The organism is Arthrobacter sp. UYCu723, from assembly GCF_054059215.1.
Genome location: NZ_JBSSBW010000001.1, coordinates 3563861 through 3584923, shown reverse-complemented (window position 1 = coordinate 3584923; position 21063 = coordinate 3563861). Strand labels below are relative to the sequence as shown.

The 21063-nt window shown below is 56.9% G+C and carries 15 protein-coding genes; 5 read left to right on the top strand and 10 right to left on the bottom strand.

The window, feature by feature from the left end:
• Positions 1–44 precede the first annotated feature (44 nt).
• The 7 genes from ACVWZ8_RS16805 to ACVWZ8_RS16775 form a co-directional block, all read right to left on the bottom strand.
• Entirely contained in the window at positions 45–1655 is a 1611-nt protein-coding gene (locus tag ACVWZ8_RS16805; RefSeq protein ID WP_456505253.1) for an SIR2 family protein, read from the bottom strand.
• A gap of 881 nt (positions 1656–2536) precedes the next feature.
• Positions 2537–5113: an AAA family ATPase gene (locus ACVWZ8_RS16800; RefSeq protein ID WP_456505252.1), complete on the bottom strand. Its 2577-nt coding sequence runs from the start codon at positions 5111–5113 to the stop codon at positions 2537–2539.
• 1 nt (position 5114) lies between these two features.
• Positions 5115–7046 (bottom strand): AAA family ATPase, encoded by a 1932-nt coding sequence (locus ACVWZ8_RS16795; RefSeq protein ID WP_456505251.1) that lies wholly within the window; start codon positions 7044–7046, stop codon positions 5115–5117.
• The gene (locus tag ACVWZ8_RS16790; RefSeq protein ID WP_456505250.1) at positions 7043–7771 is read right to left on the bottom strand and encodes a M48 family metallopeptidase; all 729 of its coding nucleotides are present in this window, start codon (positions 7769–7771) and stop codon (positions 7043–7045) included. The genes ACVWZ8_RS16795 and ACVWZ8_RS16790 overlap by 4 nt, the downstream gene beginning before the upstream one ends.
• Complete coding sequence (locus ACVWZ8_RS16785) at positions 7758–10844, bottom strand: type I restriction endonuclease subunit R (RefSeq protein WP_456505249.1); 3087 nt, start codon at positions 10842–10844, stop codon at positions 7758–7760. Before ACVWZ8_RS16785 ends, ACVWZ8_RS16790 begins: the two co-directional genes overlap by 14 nt.
• Before the next feature lie 37 nt (positions 10845–10881).
• Entirely contained in the window at positions 10882–12102 is a 1221-nt protein-coding gene (locus tag ACVWZ8_RS16780) for a restriction endonuclease subunit S (protein WP_456505248.1), read from the bottom strand.
• A complete protein-coding gene (locus tag ACVWZ8_RS16775; protein WP_456505247.1) occupies positions 12099–14534 on the bottom strand; it encodes an N-6 DNA methylase in 2436 nt (811 codons plus the stop codon). The genes ACVWZ8_RS16780 and ACVWZ8_RS16775 overlap by 4 nt, the downstream gene beginning before the upstream one ends.
• Before the next feature lie 497 nt (positions 14535–15031).
• On the opposite strand from ACVWZ8_RS16775, the gene ACVWZ8_RS16770 reads away from it, so the two are divergent.
• From ACVWZ8_RS16770 to ACVWZ8_RS16755, 4 genes are all read left to right on the top strand, one after another.
• A complete protein-coding gene (locus ACVWZ8_RS16770; RefSeq protein WP_456505246.1) occupies positions 15032–15376 on the top strand; it encodes a hypothetical protein in 345 nt (114 codons plus the stop codon).
• Positions 15377–15539: 163 nt separating this feature from the next.
• Positions 15540–16037, top strand: a complete 498-nt coding sequence (locus tag ACVWZ8_RS16765; RefSeq protein ID WP_456505245.1) for a DUF3846 domain-containing protein — start codon at positions 15540–15542, stop codon at positions 16035–16037.
• 192 nt (positions 16038–16229) lie between these two features.
• A complete protein-coding gene (locus ACVWZ8_RS16760; protein ID WP_456505244.1) occupies positions 16230–17360 on the top strand; it encodes an ImmA/IrrE family metallo-endopeptidase in 1131 nt (376 codons plus the stop codon).
• Positions 17357–17884, top strand: a complete 528-nt coding sequence (locus ACVWZ8_RS16755) for a DUF4411 family protein (protein ID WP_456505243.1) — start codon at positions 17357–17359, stop codon at positions 17882–17884. The genes ACVWZ8_RS16760 and ACVWZ8_RS16755 overlap by 4 nt, the downstream gene beginning before the upstream one ends.
• A gap of 68 nt (positions 17885–17952) precedes the next feature.
• Here the strand turns inward: ACVWZ8_RS16755 and ACVWZ8_RS16750 are convergent, their stop codons facing one another.
• Positions 17953–18657, bottom strand: coding sequence for a DUF3223 domain-containing protein (locus tag ACVWZ8_RS16750; protein WP_456505242.1), 705 nt, complete (start codon positions 18655–18657; stop codon positions 17953–17955).
• A gap of 233 nt (positions 18658–18890) precedes the next feature.
• Between ACVWZ8_RS16750 and ACVWZ8_RS16745 the strand changes: the two genes are divergently transcribed.
• Entirely contained in the window at positions 18891–19109 is a 219-nt protein-coding gene (locus ACVWZ8_RS16745; protein ID WP_456505241.1) for a hypothetical protein, read from the top strand.
• Between the two features lie 199 nt (positions 19110–19308).
• Here ACVWZ8_RS16745 and ACVWZ8_RS16740 read toward each other — a convergent pair whose 3' ends face one another.
• Both ACVWZ8_RS16740 and ACVWZ8_RS16735 read right to left on the bottom strand, forming a co-directional pair.
• Positions 19309–19737, bottom strand: coding sequence for a hypothetical protein (locus ACVWZ8_RS16740; RefSeq protein WP_456505240.1), 429 nt, complete (start codon positions 19735–19737; stop codon positions 19309–19311).
• 55 nt (positions 19738–19792) lie between these two features.
• Positions 19793–21037: an ISL3 family transposase gene (locus tag ACVWZ8_RS16735; protein WP_456503559.1), complete on the bottom strand. Its 1245-nt coding sequence runs from the start codon at positions 21035–21037 to the stop codon at positions 19793–19795.
• Positions 21038–21063 lie beyond the last annotated feature (26 nt).

Sequence of the window (21063 nt, the reverse complement as noted above, 5' to 3'; positions counted from 1 at the left end):
TCCGGACATCCTGGGCACTATCTCACGCACAATAGTTCACAGCCTCAGGCGTCGTCCGGTTGAAGCAGTTCCTGGCCGATGACCGCCATGCCTCGGACGATCTGGGCCATCGTCTCATTGCGTCCTGACGGAAGACCGGAATGCCATACCGACCTGGTACTTGATAGGGTAATAACGCCCACCGGCAGGCTGCCTGCACTGCCTGTTTGGACCCGAATAGGAACGCACAAATACGATCTCCATCGGCTGGTTATTTCCTTTTTGCCATCCCGCAATAATCGACTGGCGTCCGTGTGTTGCACCCTACCGTCCTGGAACGCGCGCAGCGAAGCGTTTGCGGAGTAGAGGCTAAATTCTTCACGTCTAAGTACAGACTCATCAGTGAAATAGCCGGCCGAACTTGCAACGAGCGAAAGTCCTCGTCGTGCTGAGGGATCCTCTCGAACCCAGAGTTCCAGTCTGAGAGATTCATCCTCGCCGATATCGTCAGGGTTGTAAGTCAGAAAATCTCGTCGAAGTTCGTCTAGAAAACCGCGAGAGTCAGCCGCAAAGTTATTTAGAAAATCGACATCGATAAAGTTGTCTTTCCAGTCCGACCACCAGCCGAGGAGGCGTTGTCCATATCGATCTGACCATGCATCATAACTAACACTATCGACTGTCCGCACAAGGTCAGCCTCAAGACAAAACTGCGCAATTTGAAAGTAGAAATCAGGAATAAGAATATTAAGGCCCAGGAGCTCACCTCTGCGCATAATATGCTTCTTTGATCTACTCGTGTCCTGCCGAGTCAGAGTTTTCTGCGCATACTTTGTGGCCTGGATTGGCATTATTGCAAATTTGCTTATTCTGTTCTTTTTTCGGCTTATCGACAGAGCCTCGACGAGAGGAGGATCGGTAAGGCTCGACCCGAGAATTAATACTGCAGTGTTCGGTCTGCGGAAGCTGCTCGCCAAGAACTTGACTGACCTATCGTGAGTCTCCTGGTAATCGATCTCACTTAGGACTAGTCTCCCTCTGTGGCCACCGTCTTCATTGACTCGACCGTGAAGGTACGCCAGATTTATTCCGTCCGTAAGCTCCCTTGCCTGTAAGTTTGTGTCGATTACATTCAGCCCTATTGGCTCGGTGGGATGGCGACTCTTGTCGCCATCCAGAATTATCTTGACGGCGTCTTCGATAAGCGTGTCGTAGTTAGTCGTAATAACGGTGACTTGCTTGCCGGACATACTTGTCCCCGTGGCTAGGCGCGCAATGAATTCAACGAGCGACCCGCTAGACCAGTGCGATCTTTTGTAGAGACTTATTGCAAGTCGCGAGCCTAGCGTATTGGCGAGCGCGTCCATCGTGATTGCATCATCCATCGCATATTGAGTAAGGATGGAAGCGACTCGCATTGGGCTGTCTTCGCCACTGATAAGAAGATCGATCTCGTCGTCGGTAGGGTATTCTGGAGAGCGCTTATTGCCATTCTTGAATATTTCGGCGATGAGCGCACCCCATGAAAGTCCCGTACGATCTATTGTTGTTCCGGCTCCACAGTATATGATCAGGTTTCGACTGTTGGAAATTTTATCAATAGCGGATTTTGTTTGTCGAGAATGAAAGAATTCGACCGTGCTGCGTCTAAATAAAGGCTCATCAGGTGCGCTCAAGTACCTGTACCTTCCCAACTGCGTCCGAAAGTCTTACTATTCGAGATTGTGGCTTCGACGCGTTAGCAATACGCGCTGACCTATTTGGGCGATCCAGAAATGCCCCTAGTTCCTTGAGCTTCAGCAAGGCAGTCCGCTCGGCGACTTGGCGCACCCAAGGTATTGCTGCTTCGTTTGGGGCTCCGGCGATGGCGTCGCTCACGAATTTTTCGATGTAGGCTTTCCTGTATTGCTCCCAGGTCTCAGCTTCCGAACTCTCATTCGTCTGTTGTTTACCCACTTCAGTAACCCCTGACTGTGTTGAGAGCGCCGACCGACCAATTGCCTTGCGTGTGTGAGGACGAGAATGGGGTACACCTAAGTCGTGTCCGCAGTTTGGGCATTCGTGCAATATCTCGGGTGGGGGCGCATTTTGTTCCATGGCTGACCCTGATTATGAACATTCGCACGGCCATGTCAAGCCCTTTTCTCATTTTGCGTCCTGCGGATAGGGTCAGTCGTGACGTCCTAGGCACCATGAACCACAACCTTGTCGCTACCACGTGCAGCACGTCTTGCCGCAACGAACAACTGAAGCCTTCTAGTGCCGGGACCTTTGGACATCTGAAGCCACCAGTCTAGGCTCATTCCGGTTTGATCCTGTAGCCCATCACCCCATCTTAATCGTGGCACTCCCGTCCACGACGAGACACGCCGTGGACGGGAGTGCCACGCCTCTTCCACGGCCAAAGCCCGACTGAATCTGGTGGGCTGGGCGCGTGCGTTTCGACTGTGTGATTCTGTTGGATTGTGAAGTTCCAGGGTCCGTAGCCGGTCTTGCGCCCCGACCTTCTGCTTGTAAAGCAGGGAGTCGGCGCTTAGGGCAACAGCGAAGAGATCTCCTAGTCCGATTGAACGTAGGCTGTCCGGCACTGCTCCAATTCACTCCAGTGAGACTCCAGCATGGGCAACGTGGGCGCGACACCGAGTGTTATAAGTGGCTGCGAGTGCCCTGCGATGTATCGACACGCGTCCTCGAACACGCGGGTCACCACTTCGATTGCCGCAGGAAGCGCATTGGTCTTGATGTTTGGCAGCACCGTCATGCGGATGTTCGGTTGGTAGCGTTGCGAGACGCCCTGCAAGAGCTCCGTCTCTGTGAAGACTTCGCACCAGGACCGAATCCAGTCGTAGCCCTCGCGTACCAAGGCGGCACGGGCCTCTCCATCAACCGCCTTGGCTGCCGCGATCGTCTTGTTGATATTCCCTTTTAGGCTCGACAGCGTGTCCCAGCGGGGACCGCTCGCCCGCGTGACCTTGCCCTTACCTTCGTCATCGGTGATATGGAAGTAACTGCACCGCTTCGACTTCTCGAACAGGGCGAGCAGAGTCGTTGCAAAGAAAATATCATGAGTGAAGACGATGACTTGGTTGTCTTCCGCCAGCAGCGCTATACGCTGGGCGACCTCGTTGATCCGCCGGTGATCGAGGCTAGATACGGGGTCGTCGAAGATGACAGGCGCGGTGATGCCCGCAAGGCGTGCTTCAGCGAGGAAGTCTGCCATAGCGAGCACCTTCTGTTCGCCTTCCGAGAGCACCTTTGATGGCTTGTGTTTGCCGCCAAGGACCTTGCGACGTTGGGCCTTGCCCTGACGCCCGACAAACTCAACCTTGAGGCTCGGCGCACGCAGGGCCGTGCATTCCTCTACGAACAACTTGTCGAAGTTTTGATTGATTAGCTGATCGCTCGCTTGCTTTGCGAGCTCAGTGACGGCTCGACCGATGCCTGGTATCGGTCGGAGGAGAATCCGGAGCCGGTCTGCTTCCTTGGCACGCTCGACCTGCCCTTGGATAGAGTCCCATGACTTTGCCAGCTCCGCGGCTGTGATGAGTTCGGCAAGATCGCGCTTCTTTTTGCGGAGAGCGTCCGTCCGGTTGGCGACCTGTTCCCTGAGGTCCACAATCTCCGCGGTCGTCTCGGTGAGAGCCTTCTTGATGCCTCTGAGAGCGCCGTCCAATGCATCTTGACCGTCAAGTGGCGCCACCTCTTCAGCCGCAACTACACGTCGGGTCTCGCTCACGAGACCAACGATCTCACTGAGCTGACCGCAGTATGTAGCCTGGTCCTCACGCCCCTCCTGCTCAGCCAGTAGGGTAGAGATTTCGGTCGTTTCGAGCGGGCGCACCTTGCCCGTCAGGCCTGCCAGCAGGGTGGTCTGTTCAGTGATATCCTTGCTGATCTTGTCGACCAGATAGTCACCGTACTTCTGAACCAGTTGCTTCGCTGGGTCTGCCAGAGGTTGCCTGCAGTATAGACACCTATCTGCATCATGGACGTCCCGGCCATCTAGGTACTGGCGATACGCCTCACCACTTGAGACGAACGCCTCCCAGGTCGCCTCTGGTTCGGCTGGTAGATCGGCCGCTTGGAACAATTCCGATCGGAATGCCGTGTAGTCCGCCTGCAGCTCAGCGCGTTTTGCAAGCGCATCGTTGTACGCTTTGGCATCGAAGGCGGCAAGTGTTTCAGCCGCGATTCTCGCGAGCTTGAGTACCCGCTCTCCGCGCTGTCGCAACGCAATTTCAGCACCGAGCGTATTGGCTTCGAGCGCCGCTACGGCACGCCGAATCACGTCAATACGCTCGTCGATCTTCGGGTCGTTATCGGCGAGTGCCTTCAACGCGGTGAGATCAGTTGAGGCGCCCAGCGTCTCAACCAACGGGTAGACGCTGGAGTCTTTCGGGAAGCGGCTGAGAAGGGTCGACGAACCGGCACCGAGTTCCGTGACGGCAGTGTCAATCCGCGCCTGCGCCGACTTAACCCCGGCAATTACGTGTTTGAAAAGCGACAGCACCGTCGGGACGTAGACATACTCGAGATCATCGTCGACGTGGAAGTTCACCGACGGGCTGTCGAAGATAGACATACGTGTGAAGGGCGCGTGCCCACGCTGTCCTGACCAGACGAGGTTTTTCTCTTCAGCGCCAAGGGTGTAGGAGATCTTAGCCGACTGTGGTTTCTCGCTGTCAGCTGCAATGTCTCCCAATATGCGGTCGGCCGTCCGGCTATCCGCGATGGCCTTAAAGATCCGTGAGTAGCCAGTCTTTCCCGTGCCGTTCTCGCCGAACAGAATCGTTATCCCAGCATGGGGCTCGATGACTGATCCAGGAACGAGGGCATTGACTCCCATGACGTCCGCGACCTTGGTAATGGCCAGCGGAAGCTCGGCGTCGTCCTGAGTTGAGTCGACTGCCAAGTCCTGCTCAACTGGCAGCTCCCGATTGTCGAGCGCCTTCTCCTGACGGAAAAGGTCATACGTGTAGGTGAGATCGCTCTCGGGAAGGGAGCGTGCAGTGCTGAGCACCTGACGGACGATGTAGCGGATCCACTCGTCCTGTTGGTTCGCCCAAGTCGCGAGTGAGATACGTGGGTCAGTTGGCGGCTTTCTAGTGTCAGCAATCTGTTCGTCTTCTCGCATGTCAGATCTCTCCCCCGACGGCCTTCGTCAGCTTGCGATGTAGGGCGCGAAGCTGTTTCGCGCCTGCCGAGCTGGGCGTCGCTTTCTCGTTCTCGATCAGCCAGTTCGCCACTGCTACCTTGGATGGACTCTTCAATCCCTGACCTGCTACCCAGGCATCGAGCTGCTTGGCCCACGAATCGCCAGACGGGTCTCCCAATTCGGGAAGGCTTGAGAAAGTAGCTCCTGGGTTGCACTCGCTCAGCAGTGCACCCACGGCCACAAGATAGGCGTCTGGCTCGAGTACGTTCTCGACCCCGGGAGTCTCGAGTCGAACGATCAGGCTTTTTGGCACGCCGGCTCGCAGGAGTCCCTTTTCCAAGTCATCGCCACCACCATCTCCGTCGAGAAGGTAGGCCACCTTTGCACCCTCGAGGTCAAGTTTCGAATAGAAGTCCTTTGGTACCTCCGACAAGCCCGGCGCCACCTGGTATGCCAACGATGCCTCGCCCGTTGCTGCGCGCAGCAAGGTCGGAAGCAAGATCATTTCGGTCGCGCCCTCAGCGAGGACGACGCAACGCGCTGGAGTGAAGGCAGCCGCAGCCGCTCCCATCGCGAGCATTAGCGGCGAGTACCCAGCCGCGCCCTGCCAGAAGCTGTTCTTGACGTCGCTGACTTGCTGGTTGTCCTGGCGCGGAACCACTGATCGAATGCCAGACCCGAGATCCGGAGGTAAGCAGGCCGGACTATGAGTCGTGTACACCACCTTGATCGCCTGGTCCTGTGTCACAAACATGTTGACCAGGTCGGCCTGCGCATCAATGTGAAGATGGTTCTCGGCCTCGTCGATCAGCAGGATTGGCGGCCGCTCGGTGCCGTGAACCTTGAGAAACGCGGTCAAGGCCACGAACATCCTCAGTCCTGCACTGCGTTCGTCGAAGACCGTGATGTTGTCCCCGTCTTCCCAGATGACGATACGAAGGAAGGAACCGTCAACGGTGAATCGAACCGAGAGGCGCGATTGCTTCCAAGCCTCGGAGAAGAGCGCGTCGAGTCGTTTGTTGGCCTGGGCTATTGCGGTATCGCGTCGGGCAATGTCCCCGCTCTGGTCATACTGGAAGATCGCGGCCAGGTCGAGTTGGCCCACGCCTGTCAGGTTCCGCAACGCGGCTGGCACATTGGCCAGCAACTCGTCGCCGAGCGGATATGCAGACTGGATCGTTCGATCGCTTTCATCGAACATCAAGAGATCCGGGGTGCGCTTCCACAGCGCGGTACGCACAGCGGGCGCAGGATCCTGGCGCTCCATCCATTCAATGACCGCCGCAAGACCCTCTCGAAGTTCCCGCGCCCCCGACTCATCGAGCATCACGGACAAGAGTGACTTGGCTCGCTCGCCAAGATCGAAATGTTCTCCCGCGTAGGAGTCGACAAGTATCGCATCGACGTCATCGACCAGACTGGCAAGTTCCGATGGATAGTCCGGCGCAGCGTCGGAACCCGGGTCTCCGTATACAGTGTCCGGATCGATCCAGTCCGGCAGCGCCTTCGCGCTGGCACCGCGGCGCAGCTGCTTGACCGCCTGCGCCAGTGGGGCGCGCGCCTTCCGTGGCGCAGGCTCGAGTCCCACGGTGACAGTCCCGCCCTGAGCCTTCCGGCCAACGGTCATCGTCTGCGGAGGTTCGTCCAGTACGAGATCGGCGACTACTTCCCGGTCTTGGTCATCGAGGATGTACCTGAGCGACACGATGGTGGTGTCGTCGGCAACCTGGGTGGCTCGCGCTCTTTGCGGAAGCGGCACCGCCTGATCCGAGTCCACCTGAGCTAGCGCTTTGAGCAGGGTAGTTTTGCCGGCCTCATTCGGGCCGACGATGGCGATCACCTTGCTGTCCAGGTTGATCTTGGCGTCAACGAGTCGCCCGTAGCCCTTGATGTGCGCACTGATCAGCCTCATTGCGACCCCCACTTCTCATCGGCCAGCGGCGCCGCATTTAGCTCGTCGCGCCGTGACCGCCAATCGGGCAAGAACCTATCCATCAGTGCAACGAACGCATCATCGTGGGAGCGCTGCAGGTAGTGAGCCATCTCATGTACCACGATGTACTCAAGACACCGTGGACTCTTCTTTGCCAGTTCGAGGTTGAGCCAAATGTGCCCGGACTCGCGATTACAGGTGCCCCATTTGGTCTTCATCCGGCGAACTGTCCACTTTGGAACCTCCCGACCGATGATGGGTTCCCACCTCGCAATTACTTCCGGGATGGCTTCTTTCAGCTGAATCCGATGCCAACGGTCTAGAGCAGCCAGGCGCTGGTCCGTAGAACTAGTGGGCGACACCTTCATTTGCAAGCGTGCACCAGTGACTTCCAATTTGGTGTGTCCAGGTCTTTCCTCGACCTGCAGGCGGTAGCGTCTCCCCCATACATAGTGGGATTCGCCGGTCACCATTTCCCGTGCCGTCTGTCGTTCGGCGTCGCGCAGCTGTTGGCGCTGCTTCTTGATCCAGGGCAATCGCTGGACAATCGCCAAACGGATGGCTTCGTCGTCCAGCCGGTCGGGCGCAGCGACACGGACTCGGCCCATGGGAGGGTAGACGGCGATGTGCAAGTTCTTGATGTTCTTGTAAATCACGTCCACGTCGATGCCCGAAACGGTGAGGTAGGCGCTAGTGGTATTCATTCCGCGCCTTCACCAGGTCAAAGAGTTCATCGAATCGGTCAAAGTCGGCAGGCAAGACTCCACGTATTGCCCGGGCAACTACTTTCTCCTTCATCCGGCTGCCAACCCAATCGTGCGGTTTGCTGGTGTGGATAGCGGCGTCGACCCGTATCGGTGTCGCTGGATCGGCCCAGCCGAAGTCGACTATAGCCCGCTGCGCTCCGTTGCTTGCCCAGTCTGGATAGACAGTATCCGATTCCTTGGAGCCGATCTTCTGCGCATGACTAATCAGTTGCTCAAGATACTGCTTGTAGTCCAAAGCTCCTTGGCGGCGCTTCTCGATGATGGCGTCTAGTAAGCTCGACATTGTGTCGTAGTACTTCGGGTTTAGCGCGTGTTCGTCGACGATAACTTTGCGGATATTGTTGGCGATCGTCGCGGCCACGGCCTCGGGATCTTTCTTGATCCCGGCGGGGAGTTTGTCAATGGCGCCGGCGCCTTGCTGCACGATGAGCTGCACCAACCCGACATCGTCGAAGTCCGCCACAATTTCCGAAGGATCTGCCCGAATGTAGGTGTCTAACAAGAAACGCATTCCGGCTTCGTATTGCTTGAAGTCGAGGTTCTCACCAGCGCCAAGCTTCACCTCGTCACGGACGGCGACGTAGTGAGCCACCTCCTGGGCGATCAGCGTCGACTCGACTACAGAGTAGCCGGCATCCACCATATCGTTAGCGATGGCCCCGTAGGCCCGAACCAGCCCAGAGACAGACTTATACAGCTCGACTCGTTTGGCTTCGTTATTCTTGATCTGCTCCGCATTGCCATGATCAAGGGCGCAGAAATACTGCTGGTACTGCAGGGTGCCTTTGGGCCGTTCTACTGCTTCGCACAAAGCCCGAATCCGCTCTAGCGCTTCGTCGAGGTCTTCGCGCGCCTGCTCCACACGGTCCTTGAGCAACCCGTCGATATCCGATTTCTCGTACCCATCCAGAGCACCGGATGTGTAGTCCGTGATCGCGTCTTCCAGGGAGTTGAAGAGGTCCTGGTAATCGACGATATAGCCGTAGTCTTTGTCCTCGCCGTCGAGCCGATTGACCCGGCAGATGGCTTGGAATAGTCCGTGGTCCCGCATCGACTTGTCTATATACAGGTACGTCGCCGACGGTGCGTCAAAGCCAGTCAGAAGTTTGTCGACAACGATGAGCAGACGCATCTGGCCAGGTTGCTTGATGAACTTCTCTTTGACGTCCTTTTCGAACTGCTCAATTTTCGTCACTGCCAGATCGGCAGGCTCATCGAAGTGATCCGCCAGCATCTGCCGGTAGATATCGTACTGACGGAGCTTCTCGGTTGCGCCATGACCGGAGTCTTCGTTGGCGATATCGCTGGCCTGAGGGGCGTAACTGGTGACGATGGCGCATTTGCCCTTGAAACCGGCCTGGCTGAACATGTCATAGAACTTGCATGCCTGGTAGATACTGGCGCTGACCAGCATGGCATTGCCGCGACCATCCATCAGGCGCGGCTTGGTGTTCATGTCAAAGAGAATGTCACTGACGATCTGCTTGGATCGTGGTTCGGCGCTAACCACCTTTTGAATGGTGCCCCAGCGCTTCTTTAGTTCAGCTTTAGAAAGATCGGTCATGCCCTGAGTGTTGGCGTCGAACCACTGGTCGATCTTCGCCGGCGAGGTCAAGTCCTGGTCGATGCTGCGGGCTTCGTAGCGAAGGTCTAGGACAACGCCGTCCTCGACTGCCTCATTGAATTTGTACGTGTGGATGAAGCTGCCAAAGGTTTCGATGCTCGTGGCCTTGTCGGCCTTAAGCAGCGGCGTGCCCGTGAAGCCGATAAACATAGCCCCGGGAAGCAGTCGCTTCATGGCGGTGTGCATCTTGCCGGACTGAGTGCGATGGGCTTCGTCGACGAAGACGAAGAGGTTGCCCTTAGCCGCGAACCCGGCGGGGATCTTCGAGTTCAGTTCGGCAATGAAGTCACCATCGGCTTCGTTCTGGTCATTGTCGTCGTCACCGCCGCGGAACTTGTGGACTAGGGAACAGACCAACCAAGGTTCGTGCTTGTTGAGGACACCGATGAGGTCCGAGCCGGAGGTTGTGCGGTAGATGTTTTCGTTGACGCCGTTGAATACGTTCTTGATCTGATCATCGAGCTCGGTGCGGTCCGTGATCAGGAGAACTCGGGCTTCGTCCTGGTGCTCGCGAATCCACTTCGCCAGCCACACCATGGTCAGGGACTTACCTGATCCCTGGGTATGCCAGACGATGCCGCCCTCGCGTTTGGCAATGCGCTCCTGCGCAGCTTTGACGCCGAAGTATTGGTTGTGGCGGCAGGTTTTTTTCGTCCCTGCATCGAACACCATGAAGTCATGGATGATCTCCAGGAAACGGTCCTTGGCGCACATCTGCAGGAGGGCCCGATCAAGCGGCTCCTGAACGTCTGACGGCTCTTTCCACTCAAGCCAGTACTTTTCAGAGGTGTCAATCACCCCGTAGCGAAGACCTTCGACATCGTTGCCCGCTATGACCAGCTGGACGGTGGAGAAGAATGGGCGAATGAAGTCCTTCTTCTGGTTTCCAATGTTCTGTCGGATCCCCTCCGTCACGCTGACCTTGGACCGCTTGAGTTCAATGACTCCCAGAGCTAGGCCGTTGACGTAGAGGACGACGTCGGGGCGCTTGTTGTGCTCACCCTTGATAGAGACTTCCTGGGCCACCACAAAGTGGTTGGCTTCGGGATTGCGCCAGTCAACCAACCAGACTGTCTCAGTTTGCTCTCCGATTCCAGGTCGGACCTTTACTCCATAGCGCAGCAGATCGTAGACCTCTCGGTTCGCTTCATACAAGTTGCGGCCACCACCCAGGGAAGCCGACTTCTTCAGTTGATCAATCGCCCTGTTGGACAGATTGCTGTTGTAGCCACGAGCCAAGAGGTTCTGCTCGAGCAGACTGGTCTCTATGTGCGAGTTATCTGGGCGTTGCTCCCAGCTACCGAGATACTCGTAGCCAAGCTGCTTCTCAAACAGTTCCACGACTCGATCCTGCGTCCTACGTTCAATCTGTCCAACGGTGCTCATGATTCATTTCCCCCAAAAATACGTTCCTTATCCTGCCTCATGATGTGGCCTCCACGGGCTGCAATCGCGTGCGGCCCGTCAGGAGTTCTTGCATCATGCCTCGCTTAATGTTCTTTGTCTTGGCGAGCCGTTTTCGAAGCAATCGGATCTCGCCGTCAGAGTCCATAAGTACCGCAGCGATGGCATCCTGTTCGGGCCGAGGCGGCAGCGATACCTCGAGTTCGCCCAGTGCGCGACTACTGATATGCACCACTGCATCACCTTGGCCTCGTCGTGACTTTTGGCTTGCGACCAAAGGCGTGTTTGTCAGAGAAGCCAAGTAGACGGGATTGAAACCCTGTCCTCTCAATATCACAATGTCACCGCCAGCGACGGCCTTTGTGGATCCCGTATACGTCACGCACTTTCCAATCTCCTCGCGCGTCTCTCCGGACCCAGCGAAGAGTAAGTCGCCTGAGCGAATTGGCAGGGCAGTCGCAGCAATATCGTCGTCTACAAACGAAACTGTCGTTGACGTGTAGTCCGTGAACGCTGTATAGAGTTCTCCGTACCTGATGCAAGGCGTGCCAGCTCGACGCACATCGTCCCGCTTTATCCCACGGCCTTTGAGGAAAATACCAATATCATTTAAGCGAACGTGACTCCAGGGTTGGGAAAACCCAGGAAGTCGTGTTCTGCCGGTGAGCAGCTGCTGCAAGAGGCTAAGTTTGATAGATTGTTTTTTGGCAATGAAACGTTCAAGAGTGTCAATCATATTGTCGACGTCAGCCAGTCGGGATGCGATCTCCTCCTGCTCTGCGGTCGCAGGTAAGGAAACCATGAAACTGTTCAGGCTGCCATTAGTAATTTGATTGATTGTTGCACCAAGGTGCTCATCGATCTGACGCTTGAATTCATTGGACTGAAAGAAATATTGAACAAATCGATTTGCTTTTGAACGATAGACGGCCATGAAAGCGCCGAATGTCTCACCTGAGACGCGTTTATCAAGCATGGCGCTCTTGCCAATCAATCGACGGCTACCATTCCGAACGCAGATTAGTATATCGCCGTCTCGAACCCGAATCCGTTCTGGAACTGGACAATCTACGTATACGTTGTCATCAAACGCGAGCCGCCCATTCTGAACGTTTGAGGATCGCAGGACAAGCGTGCCCATTGGTTTCACCGAACTGGGTTCGTAGGTGAGCCCGATGATGCTCTGGCCAACTTCCCCCAGCCGGACTCGCGTCCAACCATCTATTTTAGTGCCAGTCACTTGATCCTCATCTCTGCCAGGTGCCGAACAACCTGCGATCCGAGCCTCTCAAGTTCCGCGTCAAGGTCATGTACCGTCTCGTCGTAACGCTCGCCGAGTTCCTTGATGCGGGCAACAAGATTGTGGGTCAACTTTGTAATTTCACCGGCAATGCCACTGGCGATGGACTTCTGCCACTTGTCGTCGAGAACGAGCCCCTTCACATCCTGTTCGGTGAGCTTGCCGTATTGCGCGAGGACAGTAATGTCCAGCTTGGATTGAGCGTCCTTGGCGAGTTTCTTGGCTGCCGCTTCACCGTTGTACAGCTTGATCAGATGTTCAAGGGCTTTGATCTCTTCGATATCGGCGTGTTCGCGTTGGGCGTCCTTCAGCCGGGCCGTAGCCAGTGCCTTGCTGATCTTGCCGTCGTCCATGGCATCGGCAAGGAGTCCTTCGTCGACGGCGTGCTCTTCGGAGTACTCTTCGATCTGACGGTCTGCATCGTCTGCGACAGATGTCAGATCATCAATGTGCTTCTGCTCAGACGAGAAGTACTTGGCAGCGATGAGCACCGGCGGAATGAGGTCCATCTTGTATTTTGTGGCGCTACGGCCCGAGCCGACGACGAGGTCAGGCGTCTCCGCGATCTTGCGGTCCTTGTCCTCAATAGTTTTCCGAGGTTTCGCCGCGCCATCCCAGCCCTCGTTCATGATCAGAAAGATGTCATCGTGCATAATCTCGTGCCAGTACGTCATGAGTTGTTCGTAGACGTCGTATTCGTCGACCAGAGGTGTCTGCTTGAACCGCCCCAATAAATCGTCGCCAATCGTGGCGATCAAGTCATTCGGTTTGGTATCCGGGTTAATGCCTTCAAGCACTGTCCGGTAGCCGGCGTACCATTCTCCAACCTGCGTCGTGGCGTTGTTTGAGAACTCCTTGAACTCTTCCGAGTCCAGGATCGCCTGCTGCACCTCGGATATGTCGACAGTCAGCTCGCTATAGCCGTCGCCTCCGTTGTTCTTGAACAGGTGCTGCCTGAGGGCCGGAAACGCGTCCCAGCTGACGCTCAATGCATCGATGTCGCGGTTTGGGATTCCACCGTGGATGTGCGCGTAGAGGTCTTGGACGTCCTCGGGCTCGGATGAGTCGATGTAGCGTGGGATGTTGAGGTTGAAGCCATTCGCGTCATTGCCGATCTCAGCAAGAGGGACCATCCTCGAGTACCGTTCGACTTCGACCTGCTTTGTGAACACGTCGACAATCTTGTGCATGTCTTGGGATCGCAGCCGGTTCTTGTTGCCGTCTTTGAGAAAGCCCTTGGACGCGTCGATCATGAAGACACCTGTGCGGCTTTGGGCGTTTTCCTTGTCCAGGATGATGATGCAGGCGGGAATGCCGGTTCCGTAGAAGAGGTTAGCTGGCAAGCCGATGATGCCCTTTATGAACCCGTTCTTGAGCAGGCGCTGGCGGATAGCGCCCTCGGCGTTGCCTCGAAACAGGACACCGTGGGGAAGAATGACAGCTGCCTTGCCCGTGCTCTTCATTGACTTCAAGATGTGTAGCAGGAAGGCGTAGTCGCCGTTCTTCTCCGGCGGCATGCCGAATTCGAAGCGACCATAGTCATTCTCGAGTCCGTTGTTCCACGACTTTATGGAGAACGGCGGGTTGGCCACGATGAAGTCGAAGTTGTCTAGGCGGTCGTTCTTGGTGAACTGCGGGCTAGTGATGGTGTCACCCTTGCGGATGTCGGCGTCCTCGTTGCCGTGCAAGATCATGTTCATCTTCGACAAGGCCCAGGTAGCATTGTCTTTTTCCTGACCATAAATGGTCAGGCCATTGCGAGACTCGGCAGCGACTTTCAGAAGCAGTGAACCGGATCCACAAGTGGGGTCATAGACAGTTGCCGACCGCGGCGTGCTGGCCGTTACGCCGATAAGTTTGGCCATGACGCGGGAGACTTCCGCCGGGGTGTAGAACTGGCCCTTGGACTTGCCAGATTCGGTGGCGAAATGTCGCATCAGATATTCGTAGGCGTCACCGAGAAGGTCGTCCCCTTCTGCTCGGGATCCGCTGAAGTTCAGGTCCTGGAAGATAGTCACCAGCTTCGAGAGCCGGTCAACCATCTCTTTGCCTTTGCCGAGCTTCTCGTCGTCATTGAAGCTCGCCAGGTCAATCACGTTCACCAGCTCATTGGCCTCGGCTAGCTTGCCGATGATCTTGTCGATCTTTTCGCCAATGTCCGGCTTTCCCTTGAGTGCGAGCATGTCGTCGAACGACCCGCCCTGGGGTACGTCGATCAGGCTGTTGGAATCCGCCGCAGCCTTGTCAGAGACGTACTTAACGAACAGCATCGTCAGGATGTAGTCCTTGTACTGAGAGGCATCCATGCCGCCGCGAAGCTCATCGCAGCTCTTCCAGAGGGAGCTGTAAAGGTCAGACTTTTTGAGCGCCACTACCACGCCACCGCCTTGCCGCGTCGGGTCGGGTTCGTTGTTGTGGAAGCTGCCAAGGGCAAGCCGGTTGGCTGATGCTCAGTATTCATGCCTGGAATTACTCCGTGTTCCTGGACCCTGAAGAGGGACCGAGATTTATGTGTTGATGCAAACGTACTAGTTGGGTCTGACTTTACTGGGAATATCCAGCTTTTGACGGTCGCCATCTGTCTCAGCCGGGAGGACGTCCTCTACCTAATGCTGGAGTACTGCCCCTATTTATACCACAAGAGGCATATATCTTGAAGGGCTGGAGTCTCCGTCCTCGACAGGGACAAACGTTGTAGTTTCGGCCGGAACATGTGTCAGGCTGTTGACTTTGGTCAGCACTCGGCTCATAACTAGTGATGCGCAAAGTCATCACCGAGCGCGCTTCGACAATCCTCGTCGGCATACTGCGGCCGTCACTATGATTCCAATCGGGATTCATCGGCCGCACTCCACCGAGGAGGCTCACAATGAGTGAGACGTCAGCCGCCGGCTCAACCGGCAGCAGCGGACAGCTACGCACCTTGGCTGTCCGTATCTCGGATGATCTGCGCGCCCAGCTGGACATCATCGCCCAGCTCACCGGCCGCAGCACAACCGAGGAAATCCGCCTCGCCTTGGAGCACTGGATCGATCGGACTAAATCCGATCCTGCAGTACTCAAGAAGGCAGAGGCCGTCCGAGCGGACATTGAGCGTGAAGCTCAAACCCGACGAAACGCTATCGCGGCGATCTTCAACGTCGATAGCGACCCCAAAGGGAAGTCCGCTCCCCCTCGCACAACGCCGGCCGCCGCAAAGGCTCCCAGCGCGTAGTGCGAACGCCGTCGACCCAGTCGGCACAACGGTGGGAATCCAACCCAGACGCGATCAACTCGTCGTCAGGGTCGGGTTCCCACCGCAACACCACCTTCCCGACTCCAATCGCGGCTGTGAATCTCTAGCCACCCGGCTAGGGAAAACACTCACGATTAGGAAGGTGATCAAAGTGGTCATTGGAGTGATCATTCCCCACGATGGGGAACTGGCGATTCGCCAGGAAACATTTGCAAGCCTGCACGACTACCAGAAGGCTGTCGGCGGCTACATCGAGGCCATCAGCATCGAGCAGCCAGCCATGACAATGTTCGCCAATGAGGAAGGCAAGCTCCAGGGTCTTCCAGTGAACCGACGAGCTACCCTGTTGTGGTGGTTGCTGATACCCAGTGCCAGGCACAGGGATGTGCTTTGCGGCGACGTCGTTCTGGTTGGGCCAGCTGCCGACGACGGCAAGACGCTGGATATCCCGGAAGACATGCACCGAATGCTGTTTCAAACGCGCGCCTTCAAGATCGAAGTCCAAACGGTTGATGACCCGAGCATCTGGAACGGCAACAGCCGAGTCTTCGACGACTACTTCGCCGCAGCCGCCAGTGGGTTGAATCTATCCGAACGCTGGACTGCCGTGGAAAGGGTACGAGTCAGCGCCATCGACTAGTTTCGGCTGCCCCTGCAGAGCAAATCTGCAGGGGCTTTTCTCAAGAGATCGATCGAGCAGCCAGCACCGGCATTGCCGTCAGAAGTGCTCCGGCCCGTATCGACTCCAGGCCTTCACGCACGGGTCGATCAATTCGGTTGTGCGCCACGCCGTCAAACGCTGAGTATCAGCCCAGTTGTATAGAGTCGGAACATGTCTAGGATCACCGTCAGCGCAGCGCGATTTCGCAGCATGCTGGCCAATCGGAACTGGACCGCGGATGGGGTGGCCGCCTCGGTTACCACGGAAGTCGATCTGCGTGTCCTTGCGTCGCAGGATCAAGAAGTCGGCTTCCAGGACCTGCAGACCATCGCGAAGCACTTCAAGCGCCCCTGGTCCTACCTACTCTGTGACGATGAAGAACAATTCCGCGATCTAGGCCAGGACAACCGCACGTTCGCCAATCAGCGTCTCCGCGTCACCGCAGACCTTATGACAGAGTTCGAGGCGGCTTCTCTCATGCTTGAAGCAGCCGCTGAGCTGTTCCCAGATGAGGCATACGAAGTGCCCCCCAATCGGATCAGTCGTGATCTGGCACCAATGCGTGCCGCTGCCGAAATTCGAGCCTTCCTCGAGGTCTCGCACGACGAGCAGTTGACGACCAAAGACGAGTTTTCGGCTCTGAGGCTTTGGGTAGATGCGTTGCATCGCCGGGGCGTATACGTCTCCCAGCGTCGACTACGCGACACCACTATCAGGGCATTCAGCAAGGTGCATGGCGGACACGCGTTGCTCGTCGTCGACACCGGTGACACGGCCTATGCTCGCATCTTTTCAGCCGTCCATGAGTACTGCCACATCGTCCTGCGCACTGCGGGCATTTGCGATCTGGACGAATTTAGCGACGTCGAGCGTTACTGCAACGACGTGGCCGCGGCGGTGCTGCTACCAGACAACCTTCTCGCGAAAGAGCTCCACGCGAGAACCCTAATGGCATCCTCGGAGTCAGAGGATGAACAACTGATAGCACTTAGCCACCGACTGCGCGTTAGCCAGGCAGCACTCCTGATCCGATTGCGAGATCGGGGCACCATCTCCCAGGATCGCTATGACGAGATTGAGAATCGACGACGGGCCCGCCGTCCTGGTAAGAAGCGGAGTGGGGGCAAGTTCTACACGAGTGCCATCAACCGCGTCGGACGCCGTTTCGCCCATAACGTGTTCGGTGCACTGAGCGATGGGACGCTGGACCGCCAGGATGCCGGGGCGCTACTTGGTGTGGGCGAACACCTCGTGGACCGATATCGGGTCGAGCTTTTCCAAGGTGACTCTGGATCCAAATGAGCCGCCAGCCGAGCCTCTTTGACGAGGAGCCGCGTTACTGCATTGATACGAATGTCATCGTCAGTTTTCTCAGAGGCACGGATGACGAGCACTATGGAGTTGACGTCTTCAGACCGCAGTGGGAACACATCCAGCGCCTCATAACTTCCGGTGCCATCGTGGCGCCCCGACAGGTGGAACACGAACTTGGGAAATGGTGCAAGACCATTCCCACAATGAAGGAATGGCTCAGAAAAAACAAAGACATGTTCAGAAGCGTCGAGACAGAGAAACAGTTGCTATCAGCCAAGAAAATCGTAAATGCCTATCCGGCCTACGGGGAGTCAATGAACTACTTGGGTGATCTTGAAGTTATGACGTTGGCAGATACTCTCGGGATCGCCGTCGTTAGCCTTGAGAGTCAGAACCCACAGAATAGTCGGCAACGCCCGAAGATCCCGAACATCTGCAAGGAGTTCGGTATCGATTGCGTCTCTCTCCCCGGATTCCTCCGCCGGGAGCAATTTGGAACGACGGCAATATAGCTTGGGCTACGTCCGGTCAGCTCTGAGGACCGAGAGCCATGCGGACTAGTGCTCGTGAATTGGATCATTCATTTTGAGGATCGAGGTCTGGCCGCATTCTCTTCAGGCGTCGCCAGCCCAAGAACGGCATGATCTTGGTGGTACTGGGCCCATGAAGCCCGAATATCTTCGCTTACAAGGATCTCACCCAGCGACTGGTCGAGACGCCGCGTCTCAATGTGTGAGAGCCCACCAACTAGGTCAGTAAACCCGCGCACGAGTTCACCCCAACGCGGCTTATCGTGAATGACGTCGATGGGTTCAGTGGAGTCCAAGGTCTTGCCGCTGAGACATGAAACGAGAGGTCGGCCCGATTCTCGCCAATCAGACAGGAACCTGTCCGTCATAGGGCGAATCGCAAGCCGTAAGGCTCTGTCGACTCGGGCGAGTTCTTGACGGGCCCCTCCAGTGTCAGCGATACCCGTGACGACTCCCCCATAGCCGAAGTCGATGAGGTCATCCACCCCGCGTTGCTTGATCCAGACGCCGTAGTTGCCCGCTCTTGCGCCCAAGGAGTTGTTCCGCCGAACCTGGAAGTACTCAATCCCGTTACCCACTTTTTCGTCGCGGTTACGGTGTTCCTCGACAAGTGCACGAAAGAAGGCATCGTCGGCAAGGTCAGACACTCGACGGTCCGGGACGTACTTGTCACGGATGCGCTTGCATTCTTCTTTGGCCTTATTTTCCGATGGATAGCTGTATATTCCGAACGTGACGGGGCGACTGGCGGCCATTAGGTTCCTTCTGACGGACAAGTGGTGATCGCATCCTACTCGCTCGATTACGTAGTAGTCAGTGTCGTGTGATTCATGCTCTCGTCCCCGGACATTGCTCCGGCTCGGTATCAACGCGATGCAAAAGCTCTGCTCCCTCATGACCGACGTTCACGGAGTGGATGCAGCCAAAGCATCGAAGGTCCTGCACTTTAAGCGCCCAGACCTTTACCCCAATCTTAGATTCACGTCCCATGGAGCTCTACCGGGACCCGGCGGTCGCTGCGGCGAAACACTACAAAAAACGCGGCTTCAAGCGGATGTATTGGGCGGCCATCCGCAATGACGTCATAGCTAACAAGGACGCCCTCAAGAAGCTTCGCCAAGGTCTGGCCAACGAGGATGCTGGGACTAACAGGCTGTCGGACCTGAGCGACTTGCGCATCCTGGACATTCTCAGCTGGTCCCGCTGAGGCCGGCATGCTCGGATGGGCGGTCAAGTACAAACTACAAGTTTCGCTCCACGAAGTATCGACAGTCAATATAATTCAAACCGGCAGAAGTGTCAGACGACTATGCCAATGCGATCGAGGAATCAGCCTCCAAGATAGTTAATTGTGGTCATTCCCCCGTAGTCGCTATTGGTTCCCTCGGGGCAGGCGCCCCCTTGAATCACGCATCCTCTCCGCCGCTATTGGGGGTGGGAGCCGAGAAACTGCGGAAATCCACGTCTTTCGGCATCTGGCCGTACAGCCACGAGCCCCAGGTGATCGTGGCTTCGGTCATGAAGTTGCGTTGGGTCTGGATCTTGGTGACTAGCCGGTTGTCGGCGAGCTGCGCGCCGAGCACCCATTGGGGCCAGACGGGCATGCGCCATTCAGCGTCGATCTTGAACAGCCATTGCGCATCCGGCTTCAGTTTGAACCCATCGATGTGCTGGACGGCGCGGACATATCCGGTAGCCGCACTCGGCTCTTCGAAGTTGAACATAAGGTCATCGATCGGCTCGTCGTTCACCCAGACGGCCGGTGGCCGGTACTCGGACTGCGGGTCAATGTGCAGGGCGACGGTAGCCAGGACACTGCTTCCGAACTGGTACATCGTCAGATGTCCCGAGGGACGAAAAAAGGCTCTCCTGACGTGAATGTGGGTTCGGTTATTTCTGGTATGGGAGTTCGATCTCGACGGGGCCGCAGGCGAGCATTATCAGGGCGAGGGCGGCTTCGGGTGTGTGGAATCCGTAGGAGCGGCGGGTCATGGTGCGGATCTTGTTGTTCAGTCCTTCGTGGCGGCCGTTGGAGAGTTTCCTGGTGACGGCGGCGTAGATCCCTTCGGTGTGGGATCGGATCGTGGCGGCGGCCCTGGCGAACTCGCGGATGTTGGATTTGGCGGCGAGGTCGCACCAGGTGGTGATCATCTCCATCACGTCATTGGGGTTGAGGTCGCCGGCGAAGACTTCCCGGAGGGATTCCTTGAGCTGGTAGGCGTCCCAGAGCAGCCCTCCGGTGCGTTCGAGCCCGGCCAAGGTGACTTGTTGCTTTTCGGTCAGGTTCTGCGGGTTTTTCAGCAGCACCCAGCGGGTTCCCTTGAACTTCTTCGCGATGTGCTGATCGGGCAGTTCACGGGCGCGTTGCCAGATGGAACGGCGGAAGGATTCCAGCGCGTTCGTGGCTAGCTGGATGACGTGGAACGGGTCGTAGCAGATGACCGCGTCCGGGGCGTTGGTCTTCACGGACTTGGCAAAAGCGGGCCCCATGTCCATGCTGACGGCCTCGATGGCCGTCGTGTTCACCGGTCCGATTTCTTTGAAGAATCCATCCAGTGTCGCCGCGTTTTTCCCCGGTGCACCCCAGACGATCTTCGAGGTGGAGTGGTCGGAGACGAGGGTGAGGTAGCGGTGGTGTTTGCGCCAGGAAATCTCATCCACCCCGATATTGAGCAGGCCTTCGAAGCGGCTCTCGTCGAGCTGTTCGGCCACGACGCGTTCACAGATCGCCCCGACGGTCCGCCACGCTATCCGGGCGAACTGGGAGACGGTGGTCTTGTCCGCCCGGATGACCAGCCAGGCGATCATGTCCTCAAAGTCCGTGCTGAACCGGGAGCCGGGCCGGGCGAACGGCACGCCCTGCACCACGACGCCGTGGCCGGGGCAGACCAGGCGCCGGCGGAGCATTGTGAGCACCAGGACCCTGCCGGAGAAATCCAGATGCCGCCACGTGGATTCCGCCCAGCGGGTGTCATATCCCGCCATCGTTGAGTAACTGCAGTGCGGGCAGTCAAGGCGCTTGCGGGCCTTCAACGCCACCCGCACCAGCATGGGACCACCGGAGCCGGGATCAACATCAACAACCCGGACCCCCGTCAGGTTCAAGACGCGGTTGAGTAGAGTAGTAGCACGCATGGGTAGCTCCGAAATTTGGACAGTGT

Bases quoted from the DNA above. Each gene is read 5' to 3' on its own strand.
- ACVWZ8_RS16800 (WP_456505252.1), bottom strand. From the start codon at position 5,113: ATGCGAGAAGACGAACAGATTGCTGACACTAGAAAGCCGCCAACTGAC.
- ACVWZ8_RS16740 (WP_456505240.1), bottom strand. From the start codon at position 19,737: ATGTACCAGTTCGGAAGCAGTGTCCTGGCTACCGTCGCCCTGCACATT.
- ACVWZ8_RS16785 (WP_456505249.1), bottom strand. From the start codon at position 10,844: ATGAGCACCGTTGGACAGATTGAACGTAGGACGCAGGATCGAGTCGTG.
- ACVWZ8_RS16750 (WP_456505242.1), bottom strand. From the start codon at position 18,657: ATGGCCGCCAGTCGCCCCGTCACGTTCGGAATATACAGCTATCCATCG.
- ACVWZ8_RS16735 (WP_456503559.1), bottom strand. From the start codon at position 21,037: ATGCGTGCTACTACTCTACTCAACCGCGTCTTGAACCTGACGGGGGTC.
- ACVWZ8_RS16760 (WP_456505244.1), top strand. From the start codon at position 16,230: ATGTCTAGGATCACCGTCAGCGCAGCGCGATTTCGCAGCATGCTGGCC.
- ACVWZ8_RS16790 (WP_456505250.1), bottom strand. From the start codon at position 7,771: ATGAATACCACTAGCGCCTACCTCACCGTTTCGGGCATCGACGTGGAC.
- ACVWZ8_RS16770 (WP_456505246.1), top strand. From the start codon at position 15,032: ATGAGTGAGACGTCAGCCGCCGGCTCAACCGGCAGCAGCGGACAGCTA.
- ACVWZ8_RS16745 (WP_456505241.1), top strand. From the start codon at position 18,891: ATGGAGCTCTACCGGGACCCGGCGGTCGCTGCGGCGAAACACTACAAA.
- ACVWZ8_RS16755 (WP_456505243.1), top strand. From the start codon at position 17,357: ATGAGCCGCCAGCCGAGCCTCTTTGACGAGGAGCCGCGTTACTGCATT.
- ACVWZ8_RS16795 (WP_456505251.1), bottom strand. From the start codon at position 7,046: ATGAGGCTGATCAGTGCGCACATCAAGGGCTACGGGCGACTCGTTGAC.